The following is a 23068-nucleotide window of genomic DNA, read 5'->3' on the forward strand; positions in this document are numbered from 1 at the left end:
CCGGTCGGCTACACCCCGGCATCAATCCGCTATTTTGCCTTATTTCAGGCGCCAAGCGTGTGAAAGGACGTGCGGCGTCGGGTGGAAAACGGTGCTTTTTCCTTACGGATCAGTGACTTAATATTTTTTAGGTCTTATAGAAGAGTTGGCCTTTTCATGCCCCCAAATACCCGTTCGCCCGAAACCACTCCAGCGCATCCCGCAAGCCTTCCCGATACGGCCTCGCCCGATACCCCAGTTCGCGCTCCGCCTTCGCCGACGTGAAGTACATCTTGTTCTTCGACATCTTCAGCCCGTCGACGGTGACGAACGGCTCCTTGCCGCTGACCTTCGCATACAGTTCCGCGCCGATCGCGAGCGGATAGAGCGGCCCGCGCGGGAGGCGGATCGTCGGCGGCTTGCGGCCCACGAAGCCCGCGATATCCGCGAGCATTTGCTGCAAGGGCAGGTTCTCGCCGCCGAGAATGTATCGCTCGCCGATGACGCCGCGCTCCAGCGCGAGCAAGTGGCCATGCGCGACATCGTCGACATGCACGAGGTTGAGGCCCGTATCCACGAACGCGGGAATCTTGCCCGTCGCCGCTTCCACGATGATGCGCCCGGTCGGCGTCGGCCGCACGTCGCGCGGACCGATCGGCGTCGACGGATTGACGATCACGGCCGGCAGGCCATCGTTCGCCACGATGCGCTCGACCGCGCGCTCGGCCAGCACCTTGCTGCGCTTATACGCGCCGATCGTGCTCGCGGCATTCGACGGCTTCGTCTCGTCGACGATCGCGCCCGAGCTCGTCACCTTGAGCGTCGCCACGCTGCTCGTGTAGACGATCCGCTCGACGCCCGCCGCGAGCGCCGCGCGCATCGTGGCTTCCGTGCCTTGCAGGTTCGCGCGCTCGATTTCGCTCGGATCGGGCGCCCAGATGCGATAGTCGGCGGCGACGTGGAACAGATAGCGCACGCCTTGAAGCGCCGCGCGCATCGACGCTTCGTCGCGCATGTCGCCGACGACGATTTCCGCATCGAGCGATTCCACGTTCTTGCGCGGACTCGTCGCGCGCACCAGCACGCGCACGTCGAAACCGCGTTCGATGGCGAGCCGCGCAACCGCGGAGCCGACGAAGCCAGAAGCGCCGGTGACGAGCACGCGTGAGCCGGAAAAATCAGTCATTGTTACCTCTTCGATGCGCGTGACGCGCGGCTTTCGGAACTAGTTCCGCGCGACAATCGCCGTTTTAATCGCCCGCTCAAGCCCATGTGACAAGGCGTTGCGGCTCGTGCTAAGGTCCGTGCCTGCTGCGGGGCGCGCGGCCCCGAAAAACGTTACTACCGGTCAACGATGCCTCAAGACAATCGCAACCACGCTCTGTGGATCTATATCGCCATTACGCTTTCGCTCGCGGCCGTGTTCGCCGTCGACGTTCTCACGCCGATGCGCTCCGCGATCTGGGTGTTCTATGTGCTGCCCGTCGTGCTCTGCATGTGGGTGGACCGGCCCGCCGTGCCGCTCGTCACGGCAGGCGTCGCGTCCGTGCTGATGATTCTCGGCTACATGTTCGCCACCGGCGACGCGCCCACCTCGCACGAAGTGCTCCAGATCAATCGCGCGATGGGCATCTTCGTGCTGCTCGTGCTGGCCGTGGTGGCGCATCTGTATATCAAATCGCGGCTTGCCATACAACGCACCGCCTGGCTCCAGCAGGGCACCATGCAGATGGGCCTGCAGTTGCGCGGAGAGCAGTCTCCCGCTTCGATCGGCGTCAGCATCCTGCGTTCGATAATCCCGTATGTGGACGCGAAGGTCGGCGTCGTTTATTTGCTCGAAGGCGACTCGCTCCAGCGCATCGCGGCCTGGGCGCTTCCCGACGAGGACGGCGCGCCCCGCCGGATCGCGCTGGGCGAAGGGCTCGTCGGCCAGGCCGTGCAGGACAAGCGCCTGCTCGCAGTCGGCGACGCCTCCGCGCATTATCTCAAGGCCGGCTCGGCGCTCGGCTCGGCGGCGGCATCGCGCGTGGTCATTGCGCCGCTTTTCGCCGATGGCGACGTCGCGGGCGCGCTTGAAATCGGTTTCGTCGGCAACGAAGGGCGTTTCGACGATGCCCGCACGCTGCTCGAGATGGCGTCCGAAGCGATGGGCATGGCCATGCGATCGGCGCGGTATCGCACGCGGCTCGTCGAATTGCTCGAAGAAACGCAGCGGCAAAGCGAAGAGCTTCAGGTGCAGCAGGAAGAACTGCGCGTCTCGAACGAGGAACTGGAAGAGCGCGGCCGGGCGCTGCAGGATTCGCAGGCGCGGCTCGAGCAGCAGCAGGCGGAACTCGAACAGACCAACGTGCAGCTCGAAGAACATGCGCAGCATCTCGAGCGCCAGAAGACCGAACTGCTGCAGGCGCAGCAGGAACTGACCGCGAATGCGCTCGAAATGGAGCGCGCGAGCCAGTACAAGTCGGAGTTCCTCGCGAACATGTCGCACGAGTTGCGCACGCCGCTCAATAGCTCGCTGATCCTCGCGAAGCTGCTGGAGGACAACCGGCAGGGCAATCTCACCGAAGAACAGGTGCGCTACGCCGCGACGATTCATTCGTCCAACAGCGATCTGCTTTCGCTCATCAACGACATCCTCGATCTGTCGAAGGTGGAAGCCGGCCAGATGGACGTGCAGTTCGCCCCGGCCGCCGTCGAATCGCTGCTGCGGGCGCTGCGGCAATCGTTCACGCCGGTCGCGGAGACGAAGGGCCTGTCGTTCATCACGGAAGTGGCCGACGACGTCCCGCAGTACTTCGTGACCGACAGCCAGCGGCTCTTGCAGGTGTTGCGCAATCTGCTCGCGAACGCGTTCAAGTTCACCGAGCGCGGCAGCGTGACGGTCGCGGTAGGGCGCGCCGGCGACGACGCGGTGCGCTTCGAGGTGCGCGATACGGGCATCGGCATTCCGCGCGACAAGCAGGATCTGATCTTCCGGGCGTTCCAGCAGGCCGACGGCACGACGAGCCGCAAATACGGCGGCAGCGGTCTGGGACTGTCGATTTCGCGCGAGTTCACGCGTCTTTTGGGCGGCTCGGTCGGCGTATCGAGCGAAGTGGGCCGTGGCAGCATTTTTTCGGTGACGCTGCCGATCGCCGCGCGGGAAGGCACCGTGACCGCGAAGCTGGATACGATCGGCCACATGAGCGAGCCGGAACCCGCCGCGGTGAAGCCGCCGCCGCCCGCGCCCATTTCCGCGCCCGTGCCGCCGCCATCGCAGCCCGATCTGCTAACGCCGAAGCCCGAGCACCTGGGCATCGCCGATGACCGCGCGAACCGGCAGCGGCCGGACCGCGTGATTCTCGTCATCGAGGACGATCGGCGCTTTGCGGGCATCCTCTACGATCTCGCGCACGAACTGGACTTCGACTGCGTGCATGCCGCCAACGCGACGCAAGGCGTCGAACTGGCGCGCTCCCTGCAGCCGAACGGCATTCTGCTCGATGTCGGCTTGCCGGATCAGTCGGGTCTCACGGTGCTCGAATGGCTGAAGCATGATCCGCTCACGCGCCACATCCCGATTCATATCGTCTCCGCGACCGATCACGCCGACGTTGCGCTGCACCTCGGCGCAATCGGCTACACGCTCAAGCCGAGCGCGCGGGACGAACTGGCGCAGGCCATCCGCAAGCTCGAAGCGCGGTCGTCGCAAGGGATGCGGCGCGTGCTCGTGGTCGAGGACGATCTCGTGTTGCGCCAGAGCATTCACGCGCTGCTGGCGAGCGAGACGGTGGGCATCGTCGAAGCGGGGTCGATCGCGCAGGCCGTCGAAGAATTGCAGCGCGCGAACTTCGATTGCGTCGTCATGGACCTGGCGCTGCCCGATGGCTCGGGCTATGAACTGCTCGAAAAAGTATCGACGAGCAGCGAGTTCTCGTCGCCGCCGGTGATCGTCTATACGGGGCGGCAGATTTCGCAGGAAGAAGAACAGCGCCTGCGCCGTTACTCGAAGTCGATCATCATCAAGGGCGCGAAATCGCCGGAACGCCTGCTCGACGAAGTGACGCTTTTCCTTCATAGCGTCGAAAGCGCGTTGCCGCCGGAACAGCAGCGCATGTTGCGCGCGGCGCGTCAGCGCGACGACGTGTTCGAAGGCCGGACCATCCTGCTCGCGGAAGACGACGTGCGCAACATCTTCGCGTTGTCGCGCGTGATCGAGCCGCTCGGCGCGAAACTCGAAATCGCGCGCAACGGACGCGAGGCGCTCGAAGCGCTGGCCCGTCACGACGACATCGATCTCGTGCTGATGGACGTGATGATGCCCGAGATGGACGGCCTCACCGCGATGACCGAGATTCGCAAGCGGCCGGAACATGCGCGCCTGCCGATCATCGCCCTGACCGCAAAGGCGATGCAGAGCGATCGCGAAAAATGTCTCGAGGCGGGTGCGGACGATTACATATCGAAGCCCATCGATGTAGATAAGCTCGTTTCTTTGTGCCGCGTATGGTTGCGGCAGCGATGACTCAACGACGGACGCAGCGACCGACGCAATGAACGACAGCAAGCACGATGAAGAAGCCACGTTCGACATCGAACTGAAGCTGATTCTCGAAGCCATCTATCTGAGGTATCAGCACGACTTCCGGCATTACGCGGTAAGTTCGCTGCGGCGCAGGCTCGCGCAGGCGGTGCACGATCTCGAATGCACGACGCTTTCGCAATTGCAGGAGCGCATACTTCGCGAGCCGGCGCTGTTCGCGCGGCTCTTTCAATACCTGACGGTGCAGGTCAGCGAGATGTTTCGCGATCCCTCGTATTTCCGCGCGATCCGCGAGCAGGTGGTGCCCATCCTGCAGACGTATCCGTCGATCAAGGTGTGGGTCGCGGGCTGCAGCAGCGGCGAGGAACTGTGGTCGCTCGCCGTGCTGTTCGCAGAGGAAAAGATCGCGGACCGCACCGTGTTCTACGCAACCGATATCAACGCCGAAGCGCTGCGTCAGGCCGAAAGCGGCATCTATCCGGTGGAACGGCTGGCGGGCTTCAGCCAGAACTATCTCGCGGCAGGGGGCAAACGTTCGCTTTCCGACTACTATCACGCGGCTTACGGCGCTGCGAAGTTCTCGCAGACGCTCAAGTCGCGTGTGGTGTTCGCGGACCATAGCCTCGCGACCGACAGCGTGTTTCTCGAAGCGCATCTCGTGTCGTGCCGCAATGTGCTGATTTATTTCGATCGCGCACTGCAGGATCGTGCGCTCGGTCTGTTCAGCGATTCGCTCGTGAGGCGCGGCTTCCTCGGGCTCGGCAGCAAGGAGAGCCTGCGTTTCTCGAAGCACGCCGATAGCTTCGCGGACTTCAACCCGCGCGAGCGGCTCTATCAAAAGGTATAGCGATGAGCACCATCGACGCCATCGTGATCGGCGCTTCGGCGGGCGGCGTCGAAGCACTCAATCTGCTGCTGCCCGCGCTGCCGCGTGAATTCGCGCTGCCCGTGCTGATCGTCGTGCACGTGCGGCAGGGGCAGCCGAGCTTGTTGCCGGGACTGTTCGCCGAGCGGTGCAGCATTCCCGTGCAGGAGCCGTTCGACAAGGACGTGATCGCGCCCGGCGTGATCTACTTCGCGCCGCCCGGCTATCACATGATGGTCGAAGCCGAAGACGGCGCGCCGCCCGCGATTGCGCTTTCCGTCGATCCGCCGGTGCGCTTCTCGCGTCCTTCGGTGGACGTGCTGTTCGAATCGGCGGCGCATGCCTACGGCGAGCGGCTGCTCGGCATCGTGCTGTCGGGTGCGAACGACGACGGCGGGCGCGGCGCACGCGCCATTCGCGATGCGGGCGGCGCATGCTGGGCGCAGGACCCGGACACGGCATCGGCGCCTTCGATGCCGCAGGCGGCGATCGCACAAGGCGCGGCCAACGAAGTGCTCACGCTCGACGACATGGCGGCGCGCCTCGCCATGCATACACGCACACGCCGGATGCAGAGATGAACGCTATGAACGAAGGCATGGCCCAAGCAAGGAGTCACCAGATGACGCAACCCATCCACGTGCTGATCGTCGATGACATCCGCAACAACATCACGGCGCTCGAAGCATCGCTCGCGCGGCCGGATCTGTCGGTGCTGAAGGCCGAATCGGGGCCGGCCGCGCTCGAACTGCTGCTCAAGCACGAAGTCGCACTCGCCATTCTCGATGTCAACATGCCCGGCATGGATGGCTTCGAGCTTGCCGAACTGATGCGCGGCAGCCCCCGCACGGCGCACGTGCCGATCATCTTCCTCACCGCGACGGCGCAGGACGTGAGCCGCACGTTTCGCGGCTACGAAGCGGGCGCGGTGGACTTCCTCTACAAGCCGTTCGACTCGCGCATCCTGAATTCGAAGGTCGATGTGTTCATCCAGATGGAACGGCAAAAGCAGCAGCTTGCAACGCAACTCGCGACCATGCAGCAATTGCTCGACGCGAACGAAATGCTGATGGCCGTGCTGGGCCATGATCTGCGCACGCCGCTGTCGGCGGTGATCGCATCGGCGGAATACCTGTCGCGCTTCGTGAAGGACGAGAACGTCGCGAATATCGGCACGCGCATCAAGTCGAGCGGCATGCGCATGGTTCGCATGGTCGATCAGCTGCTCAATCTCGCGCGTCTGCGCGGCGGGCGCGTGACGTTGCAGCCGCGCGCCGTCGAACTGGCGACGCTCGCCAGGAATATCGTCGAGGAATACGAGGCGCGCGTCGGCAAGGGACGCATCTTCGTGCTGCGTCAAGGCGATACGCTCCTGCAAGGCGATGGCGATCTGCTTTCGCAGGTGTTTTCGAATCTGATCGGCAATGCGCTGCAACACGGGCTCGAAGGATCGTCGGTACAAGTGCGGCTCGAAGGCGGCGCGAACGACGTGAAGATTATCGTGCAGAACGCCGGCGAGATTCCGGCGGAAATCCTGCCAGGCATCTTCGCGCCTTATCGTTCGGGGCGGCGTCAGAACGAATCGAGCGGTCTGGGGCTTGGGCTTTACATCACGCGCGAGATCGCGGAAATGCACGGCGGCGAAGTGAAGGTGCGCTCGTCCGCAGAAGCGGGCACGGCATTCGAAGTGACGCTGCCGCGCATCGTGCGTCCGCATGTGGGCGATCACGCGGATCTGGCACAACCGTTCAGGCTGAGTTGAGCCGGCTCATACGCGCAGTCCCAGTCGTGTCTACAATGCGGCCATGTGAGGACATGGAGGGAATGCACGATGCCGGGCCCGGATCTGGATACGAGAATCGAAACTTATTATGTGCGTGTGAAAGGCGTAGTGCAGGGCGTCGGCTTTCGTCACCACACCGTAAGACGCGCGCACGCGCTCGGCGTGCGCGGTTGGGTCGCCAATCTCGATGACGGCTCCGTCGAAGCCGTCATTCAGGGCGCCGCCAATCAGGTCGACCTGATGCTCGAATGGCTGCGCCGCGGCCCGCCGCATGCGCGCGTCACGGACTTCTTCAGCGAAGAGCGTTACGTCGAAAAGCGTTATGAACGCTTCGAGCAGCACTGACGCTCAACGCGCCACCAGCAGACTTTCCGCGAACTGCCACTCTTCATCGCGCCACTGATGCGTGCATTCGAAGCCCGCATCGGCGGCGATCGGGGCGACTTCCTCGGCCGCATACTTATGGCTGCTTTCCGACCAGATCGTTTCGCCCTGTTCGAAGTCGACGTGCAAATCCGCGTCGCGCACACGCACCGATAACGGACGCTTCGCGCGCAGATGCATTTCAATGCTCCGCGCATCGGGATTGAAGCGCGCGACATGCTCGAAGGCATCGAGCGGAAAATCGCCGCCCAGTTCGCGATTGATCCGCGCAAGCAGATTCAGGTTGAACGCGGCCGTCACGCCGATGGGATCGTCGTAGGCGGCGATCAGCGCCGGCAGCGGCTTGATGAGATCGGTGCCGAGCAGGAGCGCGTCGCCGGGTTCGAGCATGCCGCGGATCGAGCGGAGAAACTTCGTCGCGGCAAGACGCGCGAAATTGCCGATGGTGCTGCCAAGAAACAGCACGAGCAAGTGCTCGCCCTTGTTTCGCTTCGCGCTCACTTCGGCGAGGCCGGCGAGGTAATCGCGCTCGTAACCGACGATCGACACGCGTTCGATATCCCCAAGCTCGCGATGACACAACTGCAACGCCGTGCGCGATATCTCGATCGGGTAATACGCAGTGGGCTGCTTCTTGCACAGCGCTTCCAGAATGCGCCGCGTCTTGCGTCCGCTGCCGCTGCCGAGTTCCGCGACCTTCACGTTGGCGGGCAGCGCATTCACGATATCCGCCGCATGCGCCTTCAGCACGCGTTCCTCCGCGCGCGTGACGCCATATTCCGGCAAGGCGGTGATGACTTCGAAAAGGGCGGAGCCGACTTCGTCATACAGATACATCGACGGAAGCTCTTTCTGCGGCCGCCTCGAAAGACCGGCGTGGACGGCTTCTGCAAAGGCGCTGGAAAAACGGGGCGACAAGGCGGGCTGAGTCATGACGTCTCCATCGTTGCGGCTTTTTCTTCGCGTGCCCCGCTCGGAACGGGGCACAGCGCTCGGATGCTGCTGATGCAATGACGCTTTCAGGAGGTATCGATTGGCGGTGAAGCAAAAAACACGCTAGACGAGGGTCACGCCGATGCTGCGTTTAGAATGCCGCTCAACGCATTCTGGCGCTGACGCGCGAAATCTCGATGAATCAGCATGTCATGGGCCGCGGCATTGCATTGTCCGTCGCCGCTTCCACGTTGTTCGCGCTCATGTCCGCTTATACGAAGTGGCTCGCCCCGCTCGATGGCCTCGACATCTTCGCGTGGCGCATGGTCTGGACGTTGCCCGGCGCGCTGCTGCTGGTGGCCGTTCGCAATCGATGGCCGCAATTATGCGCGCTCGTTGCGAAGCTTGCCGGAAACGTGCGCCTGCTTGCTGGATTCGCCGTTTCGGCTACGCTGCTCGGCTTGCAGCTGTGGATATTTCTCTGGGCGCCGCTGCATGGCCGCGCGCTCGAAGTGTCGCTCGGCTATTTCCTGCTTCCGCTCGTGATGGTGCTGATCGGGCGCTTCCATTACCACGAGCGGCTCGATGCGCTGCAATGGGCGGGTGTCGCGGCAGCGGCGATCGGCGTAGCGCATGAGTTGATCGTCACGCAGGCGTTTGCCTGGCCGACGCTCGTCGTGATGCTGGGCTATCCGCCATATTTCCTGTTGCGGCGTCGCCTCGACGCCGATCCGCTCGTCGCGTTCGCCGTCGAAATCATGTTGATCGCGCCATTTGCGCTGATCACGCTGGCTGCACGCGGTTCCTTTGCCGTGGTCGCCGGTGCGCCGCTTCTTTCGATGGTGCTGCTGCCCGGTCTCGGCGCACTCAGCACGATTGCCCTCGCATCGTATCTCCGTGCGAGCCGCTATTTGCCGCTCGCGCTGTTCGGCATACTCGGTTACGTCGAACCTGTGTTGCTCGTCGGCGTAGCGGTGTTACTGCTCGGCGAGCCGTTCTCGGCGGACAAGCTCGGCACGTATGGTCCGATCTGGCTGGCGGTTGCGCTGACCGCGGTGCATAGCGGACGGCTTCTGATGCATGAACGCGCGCAGCGTCGCGCAGCACCGATGAGCGAGCATCATGCGAGCGCGGAGCATGAGGTGGGCGCGGCGGAGATCGAACGTATCGAGTGAACCCAGTAAATCGATGCGATGAAAAAAGCGAGCCCGAAGGCTCGCTCGATGTGTCAACGCACGGGACCGAAGGAATCGACAACTCGACGGTCCGCGTGCGCAATGCGATGATCGATTATGCGCGCCGGCTTCCCTTACTTCTTCGCGGCGTCGACCTTCGCATCGGCGGCCGCCTTGTTTGCGTCGCTTTGCGCCTCGACTTTTTCCTTGTCGGCCTTGGCTTGCGCCACGTTGGCATCCTTCGCTGCGTCGTGCTTCTTGTCATCGGCCTTGGCCTGTGCAGCGTGCTTCTTCTTGTTGGCTTTCGCCTGTGCCTTCGTGGCGTCACCGCGCGCGTCGGAGGCTTGCTCCGCCGTGGTCGCCCGCGCTACCTTCGCGGCTTCCTTGTTGGCGTCGGCTTGCGCCGATGCCTTGTCTTCGTTCGCCGATGCCTGGGCCTTGGCGGCATCGTGTTGAGCTTCGGCCTTCTTCTTGTTGGCCGTGGCCTGGGCCTCGGTCTTCTCGTGATTGGCCTTCACTTGCGCCTTGTCAGCGTCGGTTGTGGCGGTCTGCGCGAATACGGTGGTGACGAGCAGCGTGGATGCGAGAGCAGCGACGATTTTCTTCATGATTGTTCGACTCCTTGAGATCCTGCGTTTTTCAACGACGCATGCCAATGCGCGGCATGTGACGATGAAAACGCGAAGCCATCGTCGATCGTTGACCGCTGTTTGGTGACAAACGGTAACGAGGCGCTAGCAAATGAAACAGCCGTCGTGCATGGGCGAAGCCGTTGCAAAGTTCAAGAACGCAAGTGTTACGGACACGCGAATTTTTCCGCGTTTGTAACAGCCGCCTTTTTAGTTCGGCATCCGAATCATCATTTGTAAGCGTTGAAATGCACCGTTACCAACTGCATCAGTTATTTCCTTAGTGCCTGCTTAAGATGCTTCTCACAAACCCGGACAACGGGATCAGGAGAAACACCATGAAGCGCGGAGCACTTGTCTTGTTGATGATCGGTAGTCTGTCGATGGCGGGCCAGGCCTCGGCGCACGGGCGCGGCGGCGGATACGGTGGCGGACATGGCGGCGGTCGCGGCGGCGACGGCGGCGCGATCATCGGCGCGTTGATCGGCGGCGCTGTGCTGGGCGCGCTCGTGACATCGGTCGCCAATGCGCAGCCGTCGTATGCACAGCCGGCCTATGCAGAACCGGCCTACGCTCAACCCGCGTACGTTCAACCAGCCTATGCCCAACCCGCGTATGCGCAACCGGCTCCGCCCGCAGGCTACTGCTATGACGGTTATCGGCGGGCGTACGTCCCATGCGCGCCCGCGGGCTACGGCTATTGACGCCTGATCGAACGCGGCACGGTGCTTGCGCCAGCAAGGAGCGGCTGCAGCAAACGATACGCGCAGCCGGCACGCTAACTTTGGGAGATTCGCAATGAAAGCAATCACGATGAAACTGGTGGCCTCGGCGCTCGTCCTCGGCCTGTCGGGCGGCGTCTACGCGCAAGCGGGCGGCGGTGGCGGCGGTGCGGGCGGTGGAGGCAGCGCGGGCGGCGGTGGCGGCGCGGGTGCGGCCGGCGTCGGCGGCGGCATGGGCGCGGGCGGCAACGGATCGGCGGGTGCGGGCACTGGCGCGGCAGGCAAGGGCGGCGGCGTCGGCATGGGCGGCAGCGGGATGGGCGGAACGAGCGACGGCACGACCGGCACCGGAACCGGCGCCAAGAGCGGCATGGGCAACAACGGGGTGAACAACGGCATGGGGCAGGGCACCATGCAACGCAGCGGTCCGGGCAGCACGGGCAGCGCAAGCCCGGGCGGCATGTCGAACGGAAGCGGCCAGCAACAGGGCTATTGACGCGCCGTGTCGATGATCAGTGAGTGCCAAGCGGGTGCGATCGTCGCGAGCCTGAACGGGCTAAGCGGCATCCGCCACGCGGCGGCGCGCCAGGAGAACAACTAGAAGATGATTGGTTACTGAGCAGGCGCGGTGACCGGCTCAAACGTTTTCGCGCGAAGGCTGACCTTTTGCGCATAGGCGCTCGATCCGCCGTAGTTCTTCAGCGCGGCATCGACATCGCCTTTTGCAGACTTCAGATAGCCATGCAAGATGGCCGAGCCGACTTCGATGTTGGCTTCCGGCTCCGTCAGATCGACATCGCGCACGAGTTTCTTGTGCGCCGACGGCACGACCTGCATCAGCCCCGTGGCGTTGTTCGCGCCCCTGGCCGTTTCCTTGAAACGCGATTCGATCGAGATGATGGCGAGCAAAAGCGCCGGGGGAAGCGAATACTTCGAAGCCGACGACATGACCGCCGTCGCGATGGCCTGCGCTTTTTCGCGTGCGATGCCGAACCGGCGCGTGATGGTTTCGGAGACTTTGTGATGCGCTTCTTCGCTTCGCGTGTCCTGCTGCACGGCTTGCGCCATGACATCCGAGGCGGCGGGCGCGCTTTCCTGCGCGAAGGCGGCCTGGGTGCAAGTCAGCAAGAGGGCGATCAGAAGGGATGTGCGGCGCATCGGACTCGGTGAGAAGCAGCGGAGCCGCATTATAGCCCGACAAATTCCCGTTGCAGATCATGGGCTTGTCTTATATCTGAGGAATTGTTTTGCAAGGTAGAAGAAGTTACTTCTTCGACAAGACGCGCCTATGTCCGCTCCGCGCGCTTGGCCGGCGGAGCCGAAATGCCTTCCCCGGCGTCGTGCGACAGGCGGGCGAACATCGGTACTGACGCGAGCACGAGGAGCGCCGTCGCGATGAATCCGCACGCGAGCTGCCACCGCTCGGTCTGCGTGCTGCCCGATACGAGCATCGTGGCCTGGATCGTCCCGGCGGCGACCGTGACGCCGAACGCCTTCATCAACTGCTGCGCGGTTCCCTGAAACGAGGTCGCTGCGGCGAGGCGTGCTTTCGGCACGTCGGCGAAGGCGAGCGCGCCCATCGTCGCGAAACTGAGCGAACGGCCGAGGCCGCCGACCAGCAGCAACAGAAAGATGGCGCTCGGGGGCCACGCTTGCGACATCGTCGAGCAAACGACGAGCACCGCCGCGAAAGTGACGCTGCCCGCGCAGAGCACCGTACGGACGGAGAATCGGCGCAGCGCGAGCGCGGTCATCGGCCTCATGCAAAACGAGCCCAGTGCGCTTGCGAACGTGATGAGTCCGCTCGCCGATGCGCTGTAGCCGAAGCCCGCCTGCAACGTCAGCGGCACGAGAAACGGCAGCGCGCCCGCACCCGCCCGGAACAGGCTGCCGGCGATGGTGGCAGCGTGAAACGTCGGGATCGACAGCAACGAGAAATCGATGGCCGGATACGGCGTCTTCCGGCAATGCAGTATCGTCGCCCGGAAAAGCAGCAAGCCGGCCGCGACGCAGATCCACGGCACGCCGGCAGGCAACACGTCGCGCCCGGCGCTTTCGATGCCGATCATGAACAAACTGAGCGATGCGCCCGACAGCAGCATGCCGCGCAGATCGGGCGCCGTGCGGCTTTCCGGCGGCGATGGCGGCAACAGCCTCCACGTGAGCCACAAGCCGATGACGCCGACCGGGACATTGACCCAGAAGATGCTGCGCCACGAGAGCGTATCCGTCAGAAAGCCGCCGAGCGGCGGACCGAGCAACGGGCCGACGAGCGCGGGCATCGTCAGCCACGTGGTTGCTTGCAGCAGTTCCTCGCGCTTGACGCCGCGAAAGAGAATGAGCCGGCCGACGGGCACCATCATCGCGCCGCCGAGCCCTTGCACGACCCGCGCGGCAAGCAGTTGCGGCAGATTCATCGCGGCGGCGCACGCGATCGACGCCAATGTGAACGTCGCGATCGCCCACATGAATACGCGCCGTGCGCCGAAGCGGTCGGCCACCCATCCGCTGGCCGGAATGAACACCGTCAATGCGACGAGATACGCGGTGATGGCGCTGCTCAGATGAACGGGATCGACATGAAGATCGCGGGCCATGGCAGGGATGGCGGTCGCGACGATGGTCCCGTCCATGTTTTGCATAAAGAGCGCACTGGCAACGACAGCCGCCGTGATGCGAAAGTTGCCGCCCTTCATGATGCGTGGCCCGCGAATGCGCTCGAACGCAGCGGCCCGGCGGTTCCGGTGCCGGTTCCGATTCGATTGACGTGCATGTGCGCCAGTTTACTCGATGCCTCGGACTGCCGTCGGCGCGCTATGCTGGATGCATCCTCTCTCGACGACGACCCAGCACTTACGTCATGCCATTCGCTTTTCGCGGACGCCCTGAACTCGCCGGCCTCGATCGCAGCGCAAGACGCGACGTGCGGCGGCTCGCATGGCACTTTGCGCAGCGGCACTGGAGCCTGCATGCGCCGGCGTTCGCCTGGCTCGTCTTCGTGCTGCTGCATACGCGCTATGGCGTCGTCGCGGGGCGCAGCGAATATCTGTGGGTGACGCTCGGGTTCTTCGTCGTCGCGGTGATCGTGATCCGGCTGCACATCGCGCATTATCTGCGGCCCGCACGCGCCATTTTCGATTTGATGGGCGCATCAGGCATTCGCGCCATCACGCGGCGCTAGACACAAAAGGCCCGTTTTAGCGTGCTAGGATGCCTGTGCCCTTTCCTTCAACGAACGCTAAAGAACGCTGATGGCAACGTTATACGAAACGCTGGGCGTCGATGAGCACGCCACCGAGGAAGAGATCAAGCGGGCGTATCGCAAGGCCGCGATGCGTTGCCACCCTGACCGCAACGTCGGCAACGAAGAGGCCGCTCATGCGAAGTTTCACGAGATAAATGACGCTTACGCCATTTTGTCGGACCCCGCGCAACGCGAGGTATACGACCGTATCTTCGCGGAAGAAATGGAGCGCCGTGAAGCGCAGCTACGCGAGGAAGAAGCGGCGCGCGAGGCGCTCTATGCGAAGCGCGTATCGCTTGCGATGCGCTTTGCGTCGGAAGGGCGTAACGGTGACGTCGTGTTCGGCGTGCTGCTCGGCCAGGACTGCGACGAAGCGACGGCTCGGCAGATCGCGGAGAGCGTCGTCGCATTGCACGAGTCGCGCGAAGCGAAGGCAAAGGCCGAATCCGCGCCTGAGCCCGCGACCGAGACGAAGGAAGCGCCGGCTCAAACCGCCGATCAAAGCGCCCGCGCAATGAACCCGCTTGGCGCAATGTGGTTTCAGTTCTTCAACAACATGCGTCTTTGAGGCTTCCGGTCACGCAGCGAGCCGCTCTCGCCTGATGTTCGCTCGCTGCGGCGCGGGCGGATAAACGCACCACTGTCCGTCATTGTGTCGAAAGAAGAATAATGCTCTCGACGCCGCACCCTGCAATGTTTCGACGCACACGTACCGCGTGTGATCGGCGCGGGTACGGCTGAACTTCGTGACATGCACTGGCACGCTTGCCGGCGCGAGCCATTTCTCCACTTGAGAACGTAGGGATCGTTCGTTGATGCTTTTCATCTGAAGTCTCCTGCACGCGGCGTGCATGTCTGGATATCGGCTAGAAGCGCACGAGGCTTTAAGCCGCATGAATGACGCCTGCCGCAACGCACCACACTCGTGACAAAACACTTTAACTCTACGCCGTGAATCCGCCAGCGTCGTGCCCTTTTGCGAAATAGCAACAGCACATGCCAAGCTTAATTAAGGCGTCTATGTCGTGTATGTTCAATACGTGTCGTGCGCGGGTATGTGCGCGAACGGTCATATCGTCGGACCGGTGCGTATGGTTATCGTCAAAGAGGCACTAGCGAAACGCATGCCCGGCCCGATGCGTTATAGCGGACGCGCGAAGCTGAGTTCGTGACCGTCGGGATCGGTGAGATGAAAATAGCGCTCGTTCCAGGGCGCATCGCGCGGCGCAAACAGCGGCTCGATGCCGCTTGCGCGCGCCTTGCGATAGAACGCATCCACGTCGGACACGTAGATGATGACGCGGCCCCACCATCGAATGGGACCGTGCGTTTCGCTGGTGATGTTGAGAAAGGAACTCCCCAGCGCGAAAGAGGTGAACGCTTCATCGGCGCCGCCGTGAACGATGCGAAAGCCGAGCGCCTGATAGAAGCGCACGGCACGTGGCATGTCGTGCGTCGCGAGCGTGATTGCGCTCAGACTTTCGACGCGCGCATCATCGTGATCCGAAGGTTCCATGCGTGGGGCTGTCATTCGGGATGACGATGCGAAACGATAGACAGCACCGATAAATCCGGATGCGTGCCGTCGATGATGCTCTTGCCGATATGCCGCGCTTCGTCCACTGCGTCTTGCGCGGTCCGGTATTCATCGTCGCCATCGGCATGAAAATATACGGCTTCCGCAGGCGTATCGGCGTTCGTTCCATGGCGGCATACACGACCGATGAACACATATCGCTCGGCCGCGCGTGGAGGCGCGTGCTCCGGCGTCGGTTTTATTTGCGGCAGCACGTGTATGTCGAAGCCCTCATATACGAAGACCTGCCATTGTGAAGCGGGTTCGCCGGACATGATCGCCTCCCTGTCGTTGCCAGGCTCGCATTGCAACGTTACTCCACTTCGGCATGCGAATCCATCGGGAACGACGGGTTGCCACGAGCGGCTCGCACGCGATGGACACGAGCCGCCAACGCCGCATCACACGATATACGGTCCGCTGATGCGCCCTTCGAAGATGGCGATGTTGATGCCCCAGTCATCGACGGTTCCGGGCGCGCGGCCATCGACGATGGCGGACACGGCCCTTCCGCCTGCGATGCACTGCATCTGTTGCTGAGAGAGCCTGGCTTCGTCGCGGGCTTGAGTATCGGGCGGAAGGTCCGCAATGGCGAGAGTGCGTTTCATGGTGGTGCTCCTGGCGGGTAGCTTGAAGTGAACCGAGCATTGCGATGCTCGCCACGAGTTTTGCAAGGCCTATGCCAATGCGCGCCGCCTGGGCGTGGACAAGGCGCAGCGCGCAACAGCCGCACTTGATCGAGTCGTCAGGCGGCGGTATGTTGGAGTCGCGCGAACAGATGAACACCGTGGTGTTGGCGCATCTATCGGGACTGGACCATGAACTTCATTGTTCGGGCAGTGAGTTTTATCCTCGCGAGCGCAGTGCCTTTTAGCGGCTGCGTTCTCGCGCAAGAGGCGCGGCAATCTATTGCACTGCTCGACTGCACGCTCATCGACGATAACGCCGCCTACAACGACGCCGACATCAACCGCATTCAAAGCCAGCGGCTTCAGATGATCAGCAGCACCTTGCGCGATGACGTACACCAGCGCGCGCTGTTCGAAGTCGCGGATAACGCGCGAGCAAGCGATCTCATCGCCTCGCTGCAAAGCGGTCAGGACATGAGCGCATGCAACGGATGCGAGCTGCGTGTGGCGCGTGAGTTGGGCGCGTCGCGCGTCGGCGTGTGCTGGGTGCAGAAGATCAGCAATCTGATACTCAACATGAACCTGCGGGTAGAGGACGCACGCAGCGGCGCAACCCTCTTTCAGCGTTCGGTCGATATTCGCGGCAATACGGATCAGTCCTGGCGACGCGGCGCAAAGGCACTGGTCGATCTTCTCGCGAACGATGCGTCCGCGCTTCATTGATCCTTTGCGAAGGGAATTCGGGAATTTCTCCCGCCCGATGCGATTGCGTGCGCGGCGTCTCCTGCGCTAAGTTAGTCGCTGGGCGAGGCTCACCTCAAGCGGCCCGCCATAGAACGAACAAAGAACGTTCAGCTGGAGACGCTCATGCAAGTCACCATCAAGGCGGCGCGCCTGGCGTGCGCGTCGTTTCTCGCACCCGCTTTGTTTCTCTCCGCATTCAGCGCGCACGCCACGGCTCAGACCGCTTATGTGACCAGCGAAACCGCCGGGGTCGGCGTGATCGATCTCGCGAATTTCTCGCTTGCCAGAACCATCGACGTGGGCAAGGACGGCCCGCGCGGCCTGAGCCTCAATCAGGACGGCACGCGCCTGTATGTCGCCAACAAATCGACGGGCGATCTTTCGGAAATCGATACCGCTTCCGGCAAGGTCACGCGGCGCGTGAAGATCGGCAAGAACCCCGAATTCGTGCGTGTGTACGGCGGTTATGCGTATGTGACGTATGAGCCGGGCGAATCCGGCGCGCCGCCCAAACCCGGCGAGCCCGAGAAGGACGACGACGACGCGAACTCGCCGCCCGCCGAAATCGCCATCGTCGATCTAAAAGCGTTGAAGGTCACGCGTTCGGTCAAGAGTGGCCATGAAACGGAAGGCGTCGAATTTTCGCGGGACGGCACGCTGATTCTCGTCACGAACGAAGGCGACGACACGGTGTCCGTCTACCGTGCGCGCACGGGCAAGCCGGTGCGCACCGTCGCATTGCAGAAGGGCTCGCGTCCGCGCGGCATCAAGATATCGCCCGATGGAAAGCAATACGTCGTCACGCTCGAGAATGCTAACAAGTTCATCGTGCTGGACGGCAAGGACCTGAAGGTTGTCAAAACCGTCGATACGAAAACCGGCCCCTATGGCGTATCGTTCGATCCTTCGGGCAAGCGCCTGATTGTGGTTGCATCGCGGGACAAGATCCTGCAAGTGTTCGACGGCGCGACCTACGCGCACATGAGCGACATACCCGTAGGCCAGCGCTGCTGGCATTTCAGCTTCACGCCCGATGGATCGCGGCTGCTGCTGGCATGCGGCCGCTCCAATGCGGTGTATGTGCTCGATGCGTCGAACTTCCAGACCATCAGCCAGATCGGCGACTTGCCGCTTGCATGGGGCATCGTCACGTATCCGCCGAGCGCGGGATCGATAGCGGGCCGCTGATCGCGCTGGCCGCACGGCCGTTTCGCTTTGCACCGCGCATCGTTGCTCAATCCACCTTCCGCCTCGCTGTGAGCGGCTGCTAGTATCAGATAGGCTCTCCGGCGAGGACAATCATGCTTACATTAGCCGAGGCGTTCGACGCAATATCCGATACTCCGGTGAGCAGGCGCATTCTGATTGCGGCCCAGGGCAGCACGGGCAATTGCCGATGGCTGCCCGCACACGTCGGCAAGCACGGCGAGCTTCGTTACGAGCAGTGCATACAGGAAGGCATCGAACTGGACGACGATGCCGCCGACGCGCTTCGCCTCTTGGATGCCGGCTCGCTTTCCTCGTGCGCGCTCGTCGTGCATCTTGGCGCGCTGGGCGTGGGCGCGCTCGTGATGGGACCGGAATCGCCCAGCGATGCCATGCGGATGCTCGAGCAACTCAAGGCCAACGCACTCGGCCGCTTCGTCGAGAAATTCCTGGCCGACTTGCGGCAACGCCGGCCTGCAAAGATCTATCCGTTCAAACCGCGCTGAGTCGGAGCTGGCAGCAGCACTCAGTTCCATGCATAGCGCAAGCCGACCCAGACGCCGCGTGGCGCACCAATCCCGAGGAATTGCTCATTGGTGGTATCCGCGCCGTTGAAGGTATGGTTCGGCCCGTTGAAGAAGTTCTCGCCGAGAATCGCGAAGTTCGCGTAGCGCTTGTTGAGCAGGTTCTTGACCGTCGCATAGACTTGCAATTGCTTCGTGACGTTATAGGTCGTGTCGAGATCGATCAGGAAATAGCCGGCGATGCTGCGGTTAACATCCTGATTGTTCTCGTCGCCACGCGCAAAGATATTGCTGCGATATGTGAGATTCGTGCCAATGTTCCATCGCGAAAGCGGGTTGTAGTCCACACGCAGTTTCACGGTATTTGCGGGAATGCCGGGAATGCGGTCTCCGGAATGCACGGTAATGTTGCCGTTGGCGTCCGCGCTCGAATTGCTCGCGCTGTTCTCCCTCCATGTGGAACGATACGTCGCGTTCACATAGCTGTAGCTCGCGGCGAACCCGAGCGGTCCCCATCGCGTGCGGCCCGCGAGTTCGAAACCCTGACGGCGTGTCTTGCCGACGTTCTGAAAGTAGCCGAGCGTGCTCGTTGCGCCTTCGCTGCTGACGAACTGGATGTCGTCCGTGAGCGTCGTGCTGTATAACGCGGCGCTCCAGGTCGTCGATCTGCCGATATGTCCGCGTGCACCTATTTCGAACGTCTTCGAGATGACCGGCTTTAGTTCGGGGTCCGCAATGAAATCGTTCGGAAGCGAGCAGGGGGCGTTCGGGTCCGCGCACGCAAGCTCGATTGCCGTCGGCGAACGCATGCCTTCGTTGTAGGTCGCATACGCCGTGAACCACGGCGTCGGGTTCCAGTTGAAGCCAATTGCCGGATTGAAACGCGAAAACGTGTGCCGTCCATCGAGGAGCGGCTGCACGCCGCTTTCATCGCCGATGGTCGCCTTGGCCCAGTTATAGCGGCCCGCGAGCGTCATCGACCATTGCTCGGTGAACGACAGCGTATTCTCGAAGTAAATGCCCCAGTTTTCATTGCGCGTCTTGGCGTTCGTCGTCGGCACGAAAGGGCCGAGGCCGATGGTCGCGCGGCTATCGGTGAACTCCGCGGGCTGCGACGACTGAGTGAAATGCGAATTGGCGAAGTCGCCTGCTCCGCCCAGAATCAACTGGTTATCCATGCCGAACAGCTTGTTGAGCAGCGTCAGCTGCAGGCTTGCGCCATAGCTGTCCGTCACGATCACGGATTGATCGTTGGTCGCCTCCGTGAGATCGATCGTGCCGTCCTCATCGGCTTCGCCGTAATTGTCGTTGACGTTGCTGCTCACGTTGCGGTTGCGATAGTGCCGGTAATACAGATTGCCGCTCAACTCCACATTCGGCGAAAAGTAGTGCTCGCCCGACAGCGTGATATAGCCCACCTGATTTTCATTCGTGTCGGGAAACGTATAAGCCTGCTTGTAGTTGTCGAGAAACGAGCGTGGAATGGTCTGCGATCCGTTGAGCGTGTTGTCCGCGCCGCCCATCGAGAGAGAAATGGTCGTGTCGGCGTCCGTGTAACGTAGCTTCGCAAATGCCTGGCGCAAGCGGCTCGAATTCTGTGCCGCCCAGCCGTTGTCATTGGCGATGTTGGCCGTGAAGTAGTAGTCCAGGTTAGTGCCGATCACGCCGCCTTGTTCGATCTGCGCAGTCTTTTTGCCCCACGATCCGCCGCTGATATCGATGTTCCCGCCGGGATTCGTGCGGCCGTTCTTGGTCGTGATGGCGATTGCGCCGCCGAGCGTATTGAGGCCGAAGGTCGGATTGGAACCGGGAATGAGTTGCATCGTATTAATGGCGGCTTCCGGAATCAGATCCCAGTTCACCACATCGCCGAAAGGCTCATTGATGCGAACACCATCGAGAAACACTGAAAGACCCTGCGGCGTGCCGAGCAAGGGCGACGCAGTGAAACCCCGATAATTGATATCCGTTTGAGAAGAATTGCCCTGCGCGTCGTTGACGTCGACACTCACTGCGTTTTGCTGCAGATAGTCGGTGACGGTAGCGGAGTGCTGCGCTTCGATCTCGTTGCCCTTGATGGTCTGCACGTTCGCCGGCACCTTTTCGAGCGGCGTGCCCACGCCCAATAAGGGTGTGGTTCCCACCACGACGATAGTCGGCAATTCCGTATTCGGCGGCGCGCTGGCCGCTTGCGCCCACGCGCCGGCAGTGATGCTCGCGAATGCGCTCCCGAACACGAGCTTCAGTCCCGCTCGGGGTTTGAACCGATGCGCGATGGCGGACTGGCGCGGCATGCTCCTCATTGTCGTCTCCGGTTATTCTTTCTTGTGGCTTCCTTGAAACGATCGGCCTTTGATAGAAAGAGTCGCACAACAATCCGTGCGCGCCCCGGGAGCTTTTCCCGATCGTGCAGGGAAGGGTTCCCAAACGTCGTTGCATGCGCCATCGCGCGGGCCTGGCGTGCTTAAAATGGATTCCGCGATGCCATCCGAATCCTCGTCCTCTCGCGCTAAAGATGCTTCCAGACGCGCCACGCCCTCGACGGCGTCGCGCGATCTGGCATGCGTGCTCGCGATGACGATCGTCGCGGGCGCAGGCTTCGCCCTGATCGACTTCAGCGAATTCACTTATCACTGGACGCGCAGCGCCGAGCGCTTTCAGCTAGATGAACTTCCTGCGACCCTGTTCGTGCTTGCGCTCGGCTTTGCGTGGTTCGCATGGCGCCGCTACAAGGACGCGCGTCGCGAAGTGCGCCGCAGCCGTGCGCTCGAACAGGAGGCGGAACATCTGCTCGCTGAGAACCGGCGGCTCGCCAATCAGGCCATTACCGCGCAGGAAGCGGAACGCCGCCATTTAGCGCGCGAGCTGCACGACGAACTGGGGCAGTACCTCAACGCGATATCGCTCGATGCGGCACGCATCCGCGATTTGTCCGCTGAACGTGAGGACGAAATTCATCGGCTTGCTTTGGCGTTGATGCAAAGCGCGACGCACGTGTACCGCGAAATCGGCGGCATGACCCGCAAGCTAAGGCCCATCGGCCTCGATGAATTCGGCTTGCCGACTGCCATGGAACATTGCATCGAAGGCTGGCGCGAACGCTTGCCGCAAGCGGAATTCACGTTGACGGTAGAGGGCGATTTCGACCATCTCGGCGATGCGCTCAACATCGCGCTTTATCGGCTCGTGCAGGAAGGGCTGACGAACGTGTCCAAGTTCGCGCGTGCATCACGCGTCGAAATCTATCTGGTACGCACGCCGGAAACGAAGCAAGGCTCGGGAGAGGTCGTCGTGACTATTGCGGACGACGGTCCGGGCGTCGATCTGTCAGTGCCGCGCAAGGGTCTGGGACTCGTCGGCATGCGCGAGCGCGTGGAGGCGCTGGGCGGCGAATTCCATCTTGCGAGCAGTCCCGGTCAGGGCTTTCTGGTCTGCGCACGCGTACCCGTTCAGGCGGGGCGACCGTTGCCTAGCGAGCCGAACGAAGGCGCGTCGGGTGCGCCAGTGAGATCGGAAAAATGAAGTCCCAGACGATTCGCGATCTGCGCGAGCTGGACGCCGTTATCGGCGCCGAATTTCTGCCGTATCACCGATTGATGATTGGCCACGGTCTTCTGACTCAGTCCGAGTTTCTCCGCAATGCTCGGCAGCGTATAACCTTGCACGAGCAAACGGAGCACTTCGAACTCGCGCGCCGATAACTGTCGTCCCGGCGGTCCTTCCTGAATCGTCGCGCGCAGTGCGATCGCCTGCGAAATATCCGGGCTCAGATAGCAAACGCGACGCGCAACGGAGCGCACCGCTTCGACGAGCACATCGGGCGCGCTGGCTTTCGTGACATAACCGCGCGCGCCGGCGTCGAGCGCACGGCGCACGAAGATCGCTTCCTCGTGGACGCTGAAGATCAGCACGCGTGCATGCGGCTCGCGTGCAAGCATACGACGCATCGCTTCGATACCGCTTGCGCCGGGTAACGCAAGGTCCATGACGACGACATCGGGCTGCAACGCGCAGAACTTCTGATAAGCCTGCGCGGCATCCGCCGCTTCGCCCGCGACGCTGACATCGGGGCTGAGTTCCAGCAGACGCTTGTAGCCTTCGCGCACGACGGCGTGATCGTCTACGAGCAGCACGGAGATATCGGCATGCATGA

At 62.5% G+C, this 23068-nt stretch carries 25 protein-coding genes; 14 read left to right on the top strand and 11 right to left on the bottom strand.

Annotation, left to right across the window (positions count from 1 at the left end; genetic code table 11):
• Nucleotides 1-154 precede the first annotated feature (154 nt).
• Complete coding sequence (hpnA, locus tag BG57_RS10860; RefSeq protein ID WP_035962913.1) at nt 155-1165, bottom strand: hopanoid-associated sugar epimerase; 1011 nt, start codon at nt 1163-1165, stop codon at nt 155-157.
• Between the two features lie 168 nt (nt 1166-1333).
• Here hpnA and BG57_RS10865 point away from each other — a divergent pair, with 168 nt between their 5' ends.
• The 5 genes from BG57_RS10865 (at nt 1334) to BG57_RS10885 (ending at nt 7494) form a co-directional block, all read left to right on the top strand.
• Nucleotides 1334-4483 (top strand): hybrid sensor histidine kinase/response regulator, encoded by a 3150-nt coding sequence (locus BG57_RS10865; protein ID WP_035962915.1) that lies wholly within the window; start codon nt 1334-1336, stop codon nt 4481-4483.
• A 28-nt stretch (nt 4484-4511) separates the two neighbouring features.
• The gene (locus BG57_RS10870; protein ID WP_035962916.1) at nt 4512-5348 is read left to right on the top strand and encodes a CheR family methyltransferase; all 837 of its coding nucleotides are present in this window, start codon (nt 4512-4514) and stop codon (nt 5346-5348) included.
• 2 nt (nt 5349-5350) lie between these two features.
• Nucleotides 5351-5947: a chemotaxis protein CheB gene (locus tag BG57_RS10875; RefSeq protein WP_035962918.1), complete on the top strand. Its 597-nt coding sequence runs from the start codon at nt 5351-5353 to the stop codon at nt 5945-5947.
• Between the two features lie 41 nt (nt 5948-5988).
• Nucleotides 5989-7128: a hybrid sensor histidine kinase/response regulator gene (locus BG57_RS10880; protein ID WP_035962919.1), complete on the top strand. Its 1140-nt coding sequence runs from the start codon at nt 5989-5991 to the stop codon at nt 7126-7128.
• Nucleotides 7129-7197: 69 nt separating this feature from the next.
• Entirely contained in the window at nt 7198-7494 is a 297-nt protein-coding gene (locus BG57_RS10885) for an acylphosphatase (RefSeq protein WP_035962921.1), read from the top strand.
• A 3-nt stretch (nt 7495-7497) separates the two neighbouring features.
• Here BG57_RS10885 and egtD read toward each other — a convergent pair whose 3' ends face one another.
• Nucleotides 7498-8466 carry an L-histidine N(alpha)-methyltransferase gene (gene egtD, locus BG57_RS10890; RefSeq protein ID WP_035963060.1) on the bottom strand — a complete coding sequence of 323 codons (969 nt, stop codon included), beginning with the start codon at nt 8464-8466 and terminating at the stop codon, nt 7498-7500.
• 197 nt (nt 8467-8663) lie between these two features.
• Here egtD and rarD point away from each other — a divergent pair, with 197 nt between their 5' ends.
• Entirely contained in the window at nt 8664-9641 is a 978-nt protein-coding gene (gene rarD, locus BG57_RS10895) for an EamA family transporter RarD (protein ID WP_035962923.1), read from the top strand.
• A gap of 134 nt (nt 9642-9775) precedes the next feature.
• Here the strand turns inward: rarD and BG57_RS10900 are convergent, their stop codons facing one another.
• Nucleotides 9776-10249, bottom strand: coding sequence for a hypothetical protein (locus tag BG57_RS10900; protein ID WP_035962924.1), 474 nt, complete (start codon nt 10247-10249; stop codon nt 9776-9778).
• Nucleotides 10250-10608: 359 nt separating this feature from the next.
• Between BG57_RS10900 and BG57_RS10905 the strand changes: the two genes are divergently transcribed.
• Together BG57_RS10905 and BG57_RS32975 are read left to right on the top strand one after the other, a co-directional pair.
• Nucleotides 10609-10974 carry a hypothetical protein gene (locus BG57_RS10905; protein WP_035962926.1) on the top strand — a complete coding sequence of 122 codons (366 nt, stop codon included), beginning with the start codon at nt 10609-10611 and terminating at the stop codon, nt 10972-10974.
• Between the two features lie 94 nt (nt 10975-11068).
• Nucleotides 11069-11488, top strand: a complete 420-nt coding sequence (locus BG57_RS32975; RefSeq protein ID WP_035962929.1) for a hypothetical protein — start codon at nt 11069-11071, stop codon at nt 11486-11488.
• A gap of 116 nt (nt 11489-11604) precedes the next feature.
• Here the strand turns inward: BG57_RS32975 and BG57_RS10915 are convergent, their stop codons facing one another.
• Both BG57_RS10915 and BG57_RS10920 read right to left on the bottom strand, forming a co-directional pair.
• The gene (locus tag BG57_RS10915) at nt 11605-12060 is read right to left on the bottom strand and encodes a transglycosylase SLT domain-containing protein (RefSeq protein WP_229754040.1); all 456 of its coding nucleotides are present in this window, start codon (nt 12058-12060) and stop codon (nt 11605-11607) included.
• A gap of 218 nt (nt 12061-12278) precedes the next feature.
• Entirely contained in the window at nt 12279-13688 is a 1410-nt protein-coding gene (locus BG57_RS10920; RefSeq protein ID WP_035962933.1) for an MFS transporter, read from the bottom strand.
• Between the two features lie 164 nt (nt 13689-13852).
• On the opposite strand from BG57_RS10920, the gene BG57_RS10925 reads away from it, so the two are divergent.
• Together BG57_RS10925 and BG57_RS10930 are read left to right on the top strand one after the other, a co-directional pair.
• Nucleotides 13853-14173, top strand: a complete 321-nt coding sequence (locus BG57_RS10925; protein ID WP_229754033.1) for a hypothetical protein — start codon at nt 13853-13855, stop codon at nt 14171-14173.
• A gap of 70 nt (nt 14174-14243) precedes the next feature.
• Nucleotides 14244-14804 (top strand): J domain-containing protein, encoded by a 561-nt coding sequence (locus BG57_RS10930; protein ID WP_035962936.1) that lies wholly within the window; start codon nt 14244-14246, stop codon nt 14802-14804.
• A gap of 9 nt (nt 14805-14813) precedes the next feature.
• On the opposite strand, the gene BG57_RS33710 is transcribed toward BG57_RS10930, so the two are convergent.
• The 4 genes from BG57_RS33710 to BG57_RS10945 all read right to left on the bottom strand — a co-directional run bounded on the left by BG57_RS33710 (nt 14814) and on the right by BG57_RS10945 (nt 16420).
• Nucleotides 14814-15062, bottom strand: coding sequence for a hypothetical protein (locus BG57_RS33710; RefSeq protein ID WP_075583114.1), 249 nt, complete (start codon nt 15060-15062; stop codon nt 14814-14816).
• Between the two features lie 315 nt (nt 15063-15377).
• A complete protein-coding gene (locus BG57_RS10935; protein WP_229754034.1) occupies nt 15378-15752 on the bottom strand; it encodes a VOC family protein in 375 nt (124 codons plus the stop codon).
• 11 nt (nt 15753-15763) lie between these two features.
• Complete coding sequence (locus tag BG57_RS10940) at nt 15764-16087, bottom strand: hypothetical protein (protein WP_035963064.1); 324 nt, start codon at nt 16085-16087, stop codon at nt 15764-15766.
• A 126-nt stretch (nt 16088-16213) separates the two neighbouring features.
• Nucleotides 16214-16420 (bottom strand): hypothetical protein, encoded by a 207-nt coding sequence (locus tag BG57_RS10945; RefSeq protein ID WP_035962940.1) that lies wholly within the window; start codon nt 16418-16420, stop codon nt 16214-16216.
• Nucleotides 16421-16630: 210 nt separating this feature from the next.
• On the opposite strand from BG57_RS10945, the gene BG57_RS10950 reads away from it, so the two are divergent.
• The 3 genes from BG57_RS10950 (at nt 16631) to BG57_RS10960 (ending at nt 18897) form a co-directional block, all read left to right on the top strand.
• Nucleotides 16631-17164 carry a DUF3280 domain-containing protein gene (locus BG57_RS10950; protein ID WP_052005715.1) on the top strand — a complete coding sequence of 178 codons (534 nt, stop codon included), beginning with the start codon at nt 16631-16633 and terminating at the stop codon, nt 17162-17164.
• 144 nt (nt 17165-17308) lie between these two features.
• The gene (locus BG57_RS10955) at nt 17309-18373 is read left to right on the top strand and encodes a cytochrome D1 domain-containing protein (protein WP_035962942.1); all 1065 of its coding nucleotides are present in this window, start codon (nt 17309-17311) and stop codon (nt 18371-18373) included.
• 113 nt (nt 18374-18486) lie between these two features.
• Entirely contained in the window at nt 18487-18897 is a 411-nt protein-coding gene (locus BG57_RS10960; protein WP_152562562.1) for a hypothetical protein, read from the top strand.
• Between the two features lie 20 nt (nt 18898-18917).
• Here BG57_RS10960 and BG57_RS10965 read toward each other — a convergent pair whose 3' ends face one another.
• The gene (locus BG57_RS10965; protein ID WP_052005716.1) at nt 18918-21218 is read right to left on the bottom strand and encodes a TonB-dependent receptor; all 2301 of its coding nucleotides are present in this window, start codon (nt 21216-21218) and stop codon (nt 18918-18920) included.
• 178 nt (nt 21219-21396) lie between these two features.
• Here BG57_RS10965 and BG57_RS10970 point away from each other — a divergent pair, with 178 nt between their 5' ends.
• On the top strand, nt 21397-22437 hold the full coding sequence (locus BG57_RS10970) for an ATP-binding protein (RefSeq protein WP_035963069.1): 1041 nt from the start codon (nt 21397-21399) through the stop codon (nt 22435-22437).
• Here BG57_RS10970 and BG57_RS10975 read toward each other — a convergent pair.
• Nucleotides 22365-23066 carry a response regulator gene (locus BG57_RS10975; RefSeq protein WP_035962945.1) on the bottom strand — a complete coding sequence of 234 codons (702 nt, stop codon included), beginning with the start codon at nt 23064-23066 and terminating at the stop codon, nt 22365-22367. The two genes, BG57_RS10970 and BG57_RS10975, sit on opposite strands and share 73 nt — an antisense overlap.
• Between the last annotated feature and the right edge of the window lie 2 nt (nt 23067-23068).

Origin of the sequence: Caballeronia grimmiae, from assembly GCF_000698555.1 — a bacterium.
GTDB classification, from domain to species: domain Bacteria; phylum Pseudomonadota; class Gammaproteobacteria; order Burkholderiales; family Burkholderiaceae; genus Caballeronia; species Caballeronia grimmiae.

Excerpts from the sequence above, each read along its gene's own strand:
- hpnA (WP_035962913.1), bottom strand. The coding sequence starts at position 1,165 with ATGACTGATTTTTCCGGCTCACGCGTGCTCGTCACCGGCGCTTCTGGC.
- BG57_RS10865 (WP_035962915.1), top strand. The coding sequence starts at position 1,334 with ATGCCTCAAGACAATCGCAACCACGCTCTGTGGATCTATATCGCCATT.
- BG57_RS10870 (WP_035962916.1), top strand. The coding sequence starts at position 4,512 with ATGAACGACAGCAAGCACGATGAAGAAGCCACGTTCGACATCGAACTG.
- BG57_RS10875 (WP_035962918.1), top strand. The coding sequence starts at position 5,351 with ATGAGCACCATCGACGCCATCGTGATCGGCGCTTCGGCGGGCGGCGTC.
- BG57_RS10880 (WP_035962919.1), top strand. The coding sequence starts at position 5,989 with ATGACGCAACCCATCCACGTGCTGATCGTCGATGACATCCGCAACAAC.
- BG57_RS10885 (WP_035962921.1), top strand. The coding sequence starts at position 7,198 with ATGCCGGGCCCGGATCTGGATACGAGAATCGAAACTTATTATGTGCGT.
- egtD (WP_035963060.1), bottom strand. The coding sequence starts at position 8,466 with ATGACTCAGCCCGCCTTGTCGCCCCGTTTTTCCAGCGCCTTTGCAGAA.
- rarD (WP_035962923.1), top strand. The coding sequence starts at position 8,664 with ATGAATCAGCATGTCATGGGCCGCGGCATTGCATTGTCCGTCGCCGCT.
- BG57_RS10900 (WP_035962924.1), bottom strand. The coding sequence starts at position 10,249 with ATGAAGAAAATCGTCGCTGCTCTCGCATCCACGCTGCTCGTCACCACC.
- BG57_RS10905 (WP_035962926.1), top strand. The coding sequence starts at position 10,609 with ATGAAGCGCGGAGCACTTGTCTTGTTGATGATCGGTAGTCTGTCGATG.
- BG57_RS32975 (WP_035962929.1), top strand. The coding sequence starts at position 11,069 with ATGAAAGCAATCACGATGAAACTGGTGGCCTCGGCGCTCGTCCTCGGC.
- BG57_RS10915 (WP_229754040.1), bottom strand. The coding sequence starts at position 12,060 with ATGGCGCAAGCCGTGCAGCAGGACACGCGAAGCGAAGAAGCGCATCAC.
- BG57_RS10920 (WP_035962933.1), bottom strand. The coding sequence starts at position 13,688 with ATGAAGGGCGGCAACTTTCGCATCACGGCGGCTGTCGTTGCCAGTGCG.
- BG57_RS10925 (WP_229754033.1), top strand. The coding sequence starts at position 13,853 with ATGCCATTCGCTTTTCGCGGACGCCCTGAACTCGCCGGCCTCGATCGC.
- BG57_RS10930 (WP_035962936.1), top strand. The coding sequence starts at position 14,244 with ATGGCAACGTTATACGAAACGCTGGGCGTCGATGAGCACGCCACCGAG.
- BG57_RS33710 (WP_075583114.1), bottom strand. The coding sequence starts at position 15,062 with ATGAAAAGCATCAACGAACGATCCCTACGTTCTCAAGTGGAGAAATGG.
- BG57_RS10935 (WP_229754034.1), bottom strand. The coding sequence starts at position 15,752 with ATGGAACCTTCGGATCACGATGATGCGCGCGTCGAAAGTCTGAGCGCA.
- BG57_RS10940 (WP_035963064.1), bottom strand. The coding sequence starts at position 16,087 with ATGTCCGGCGAACCCGCTTCACAATGGCAGGTCTTCGTATATGAGGGC.
- BG57_RS10945 (WP_035962940.1), bottom strand. The coding sequence starts at position 16,420 with ATGAAACGCACTCTCGCCATTGCGGACCTTCCGCCCGATACTCAAGCC.
- BG57_RS10950 (WP_052005715.1), top strand. The coding sequence starts at position 16,631 with ATGAACTTCATTGTTCGGGCAGTGAGTTTTATCCTCGCGAGCGCAGTG.
- BG57_RS10955 (WP_035962942.1), top strand. The coding sequence starts at position 17,309 with ATGCAAGTCACCATCAAGGCGGCGCGCCTGGCGTGCGCGTCGTTTCTC.
- BG57_RS10960 (WP_152562562.1), top strand. The coding sequence starts at position 18,487 with ATGCTTACATTAGCCGAGGCGTTCGACGCAATATCCGATACTCCGGTG.
- BG57_RS10965 (WP_052005716.1), bottom strand. The coding sequence starts at position 21,218 with ATGAGGAGCATGCCGCGCCAGTCCGCCATCGCGCATCGGTTCAAACCC.
- BG57_RS10970 (WP_035963069.1), top strand. The coding sequence starts at position 21,397 with ATGCCATCCGAATCCTCGTCCTCTCGCGCTAAAGATGCTTCCAGACGC.
- BG57_RS10975 (WP_035962945.1), bottom strand. The coding sequence starts at position 23,066 with ATGCATGCCGATATCTCCGTGCTGCTCGTAGACGATCACGCCGTCGTG.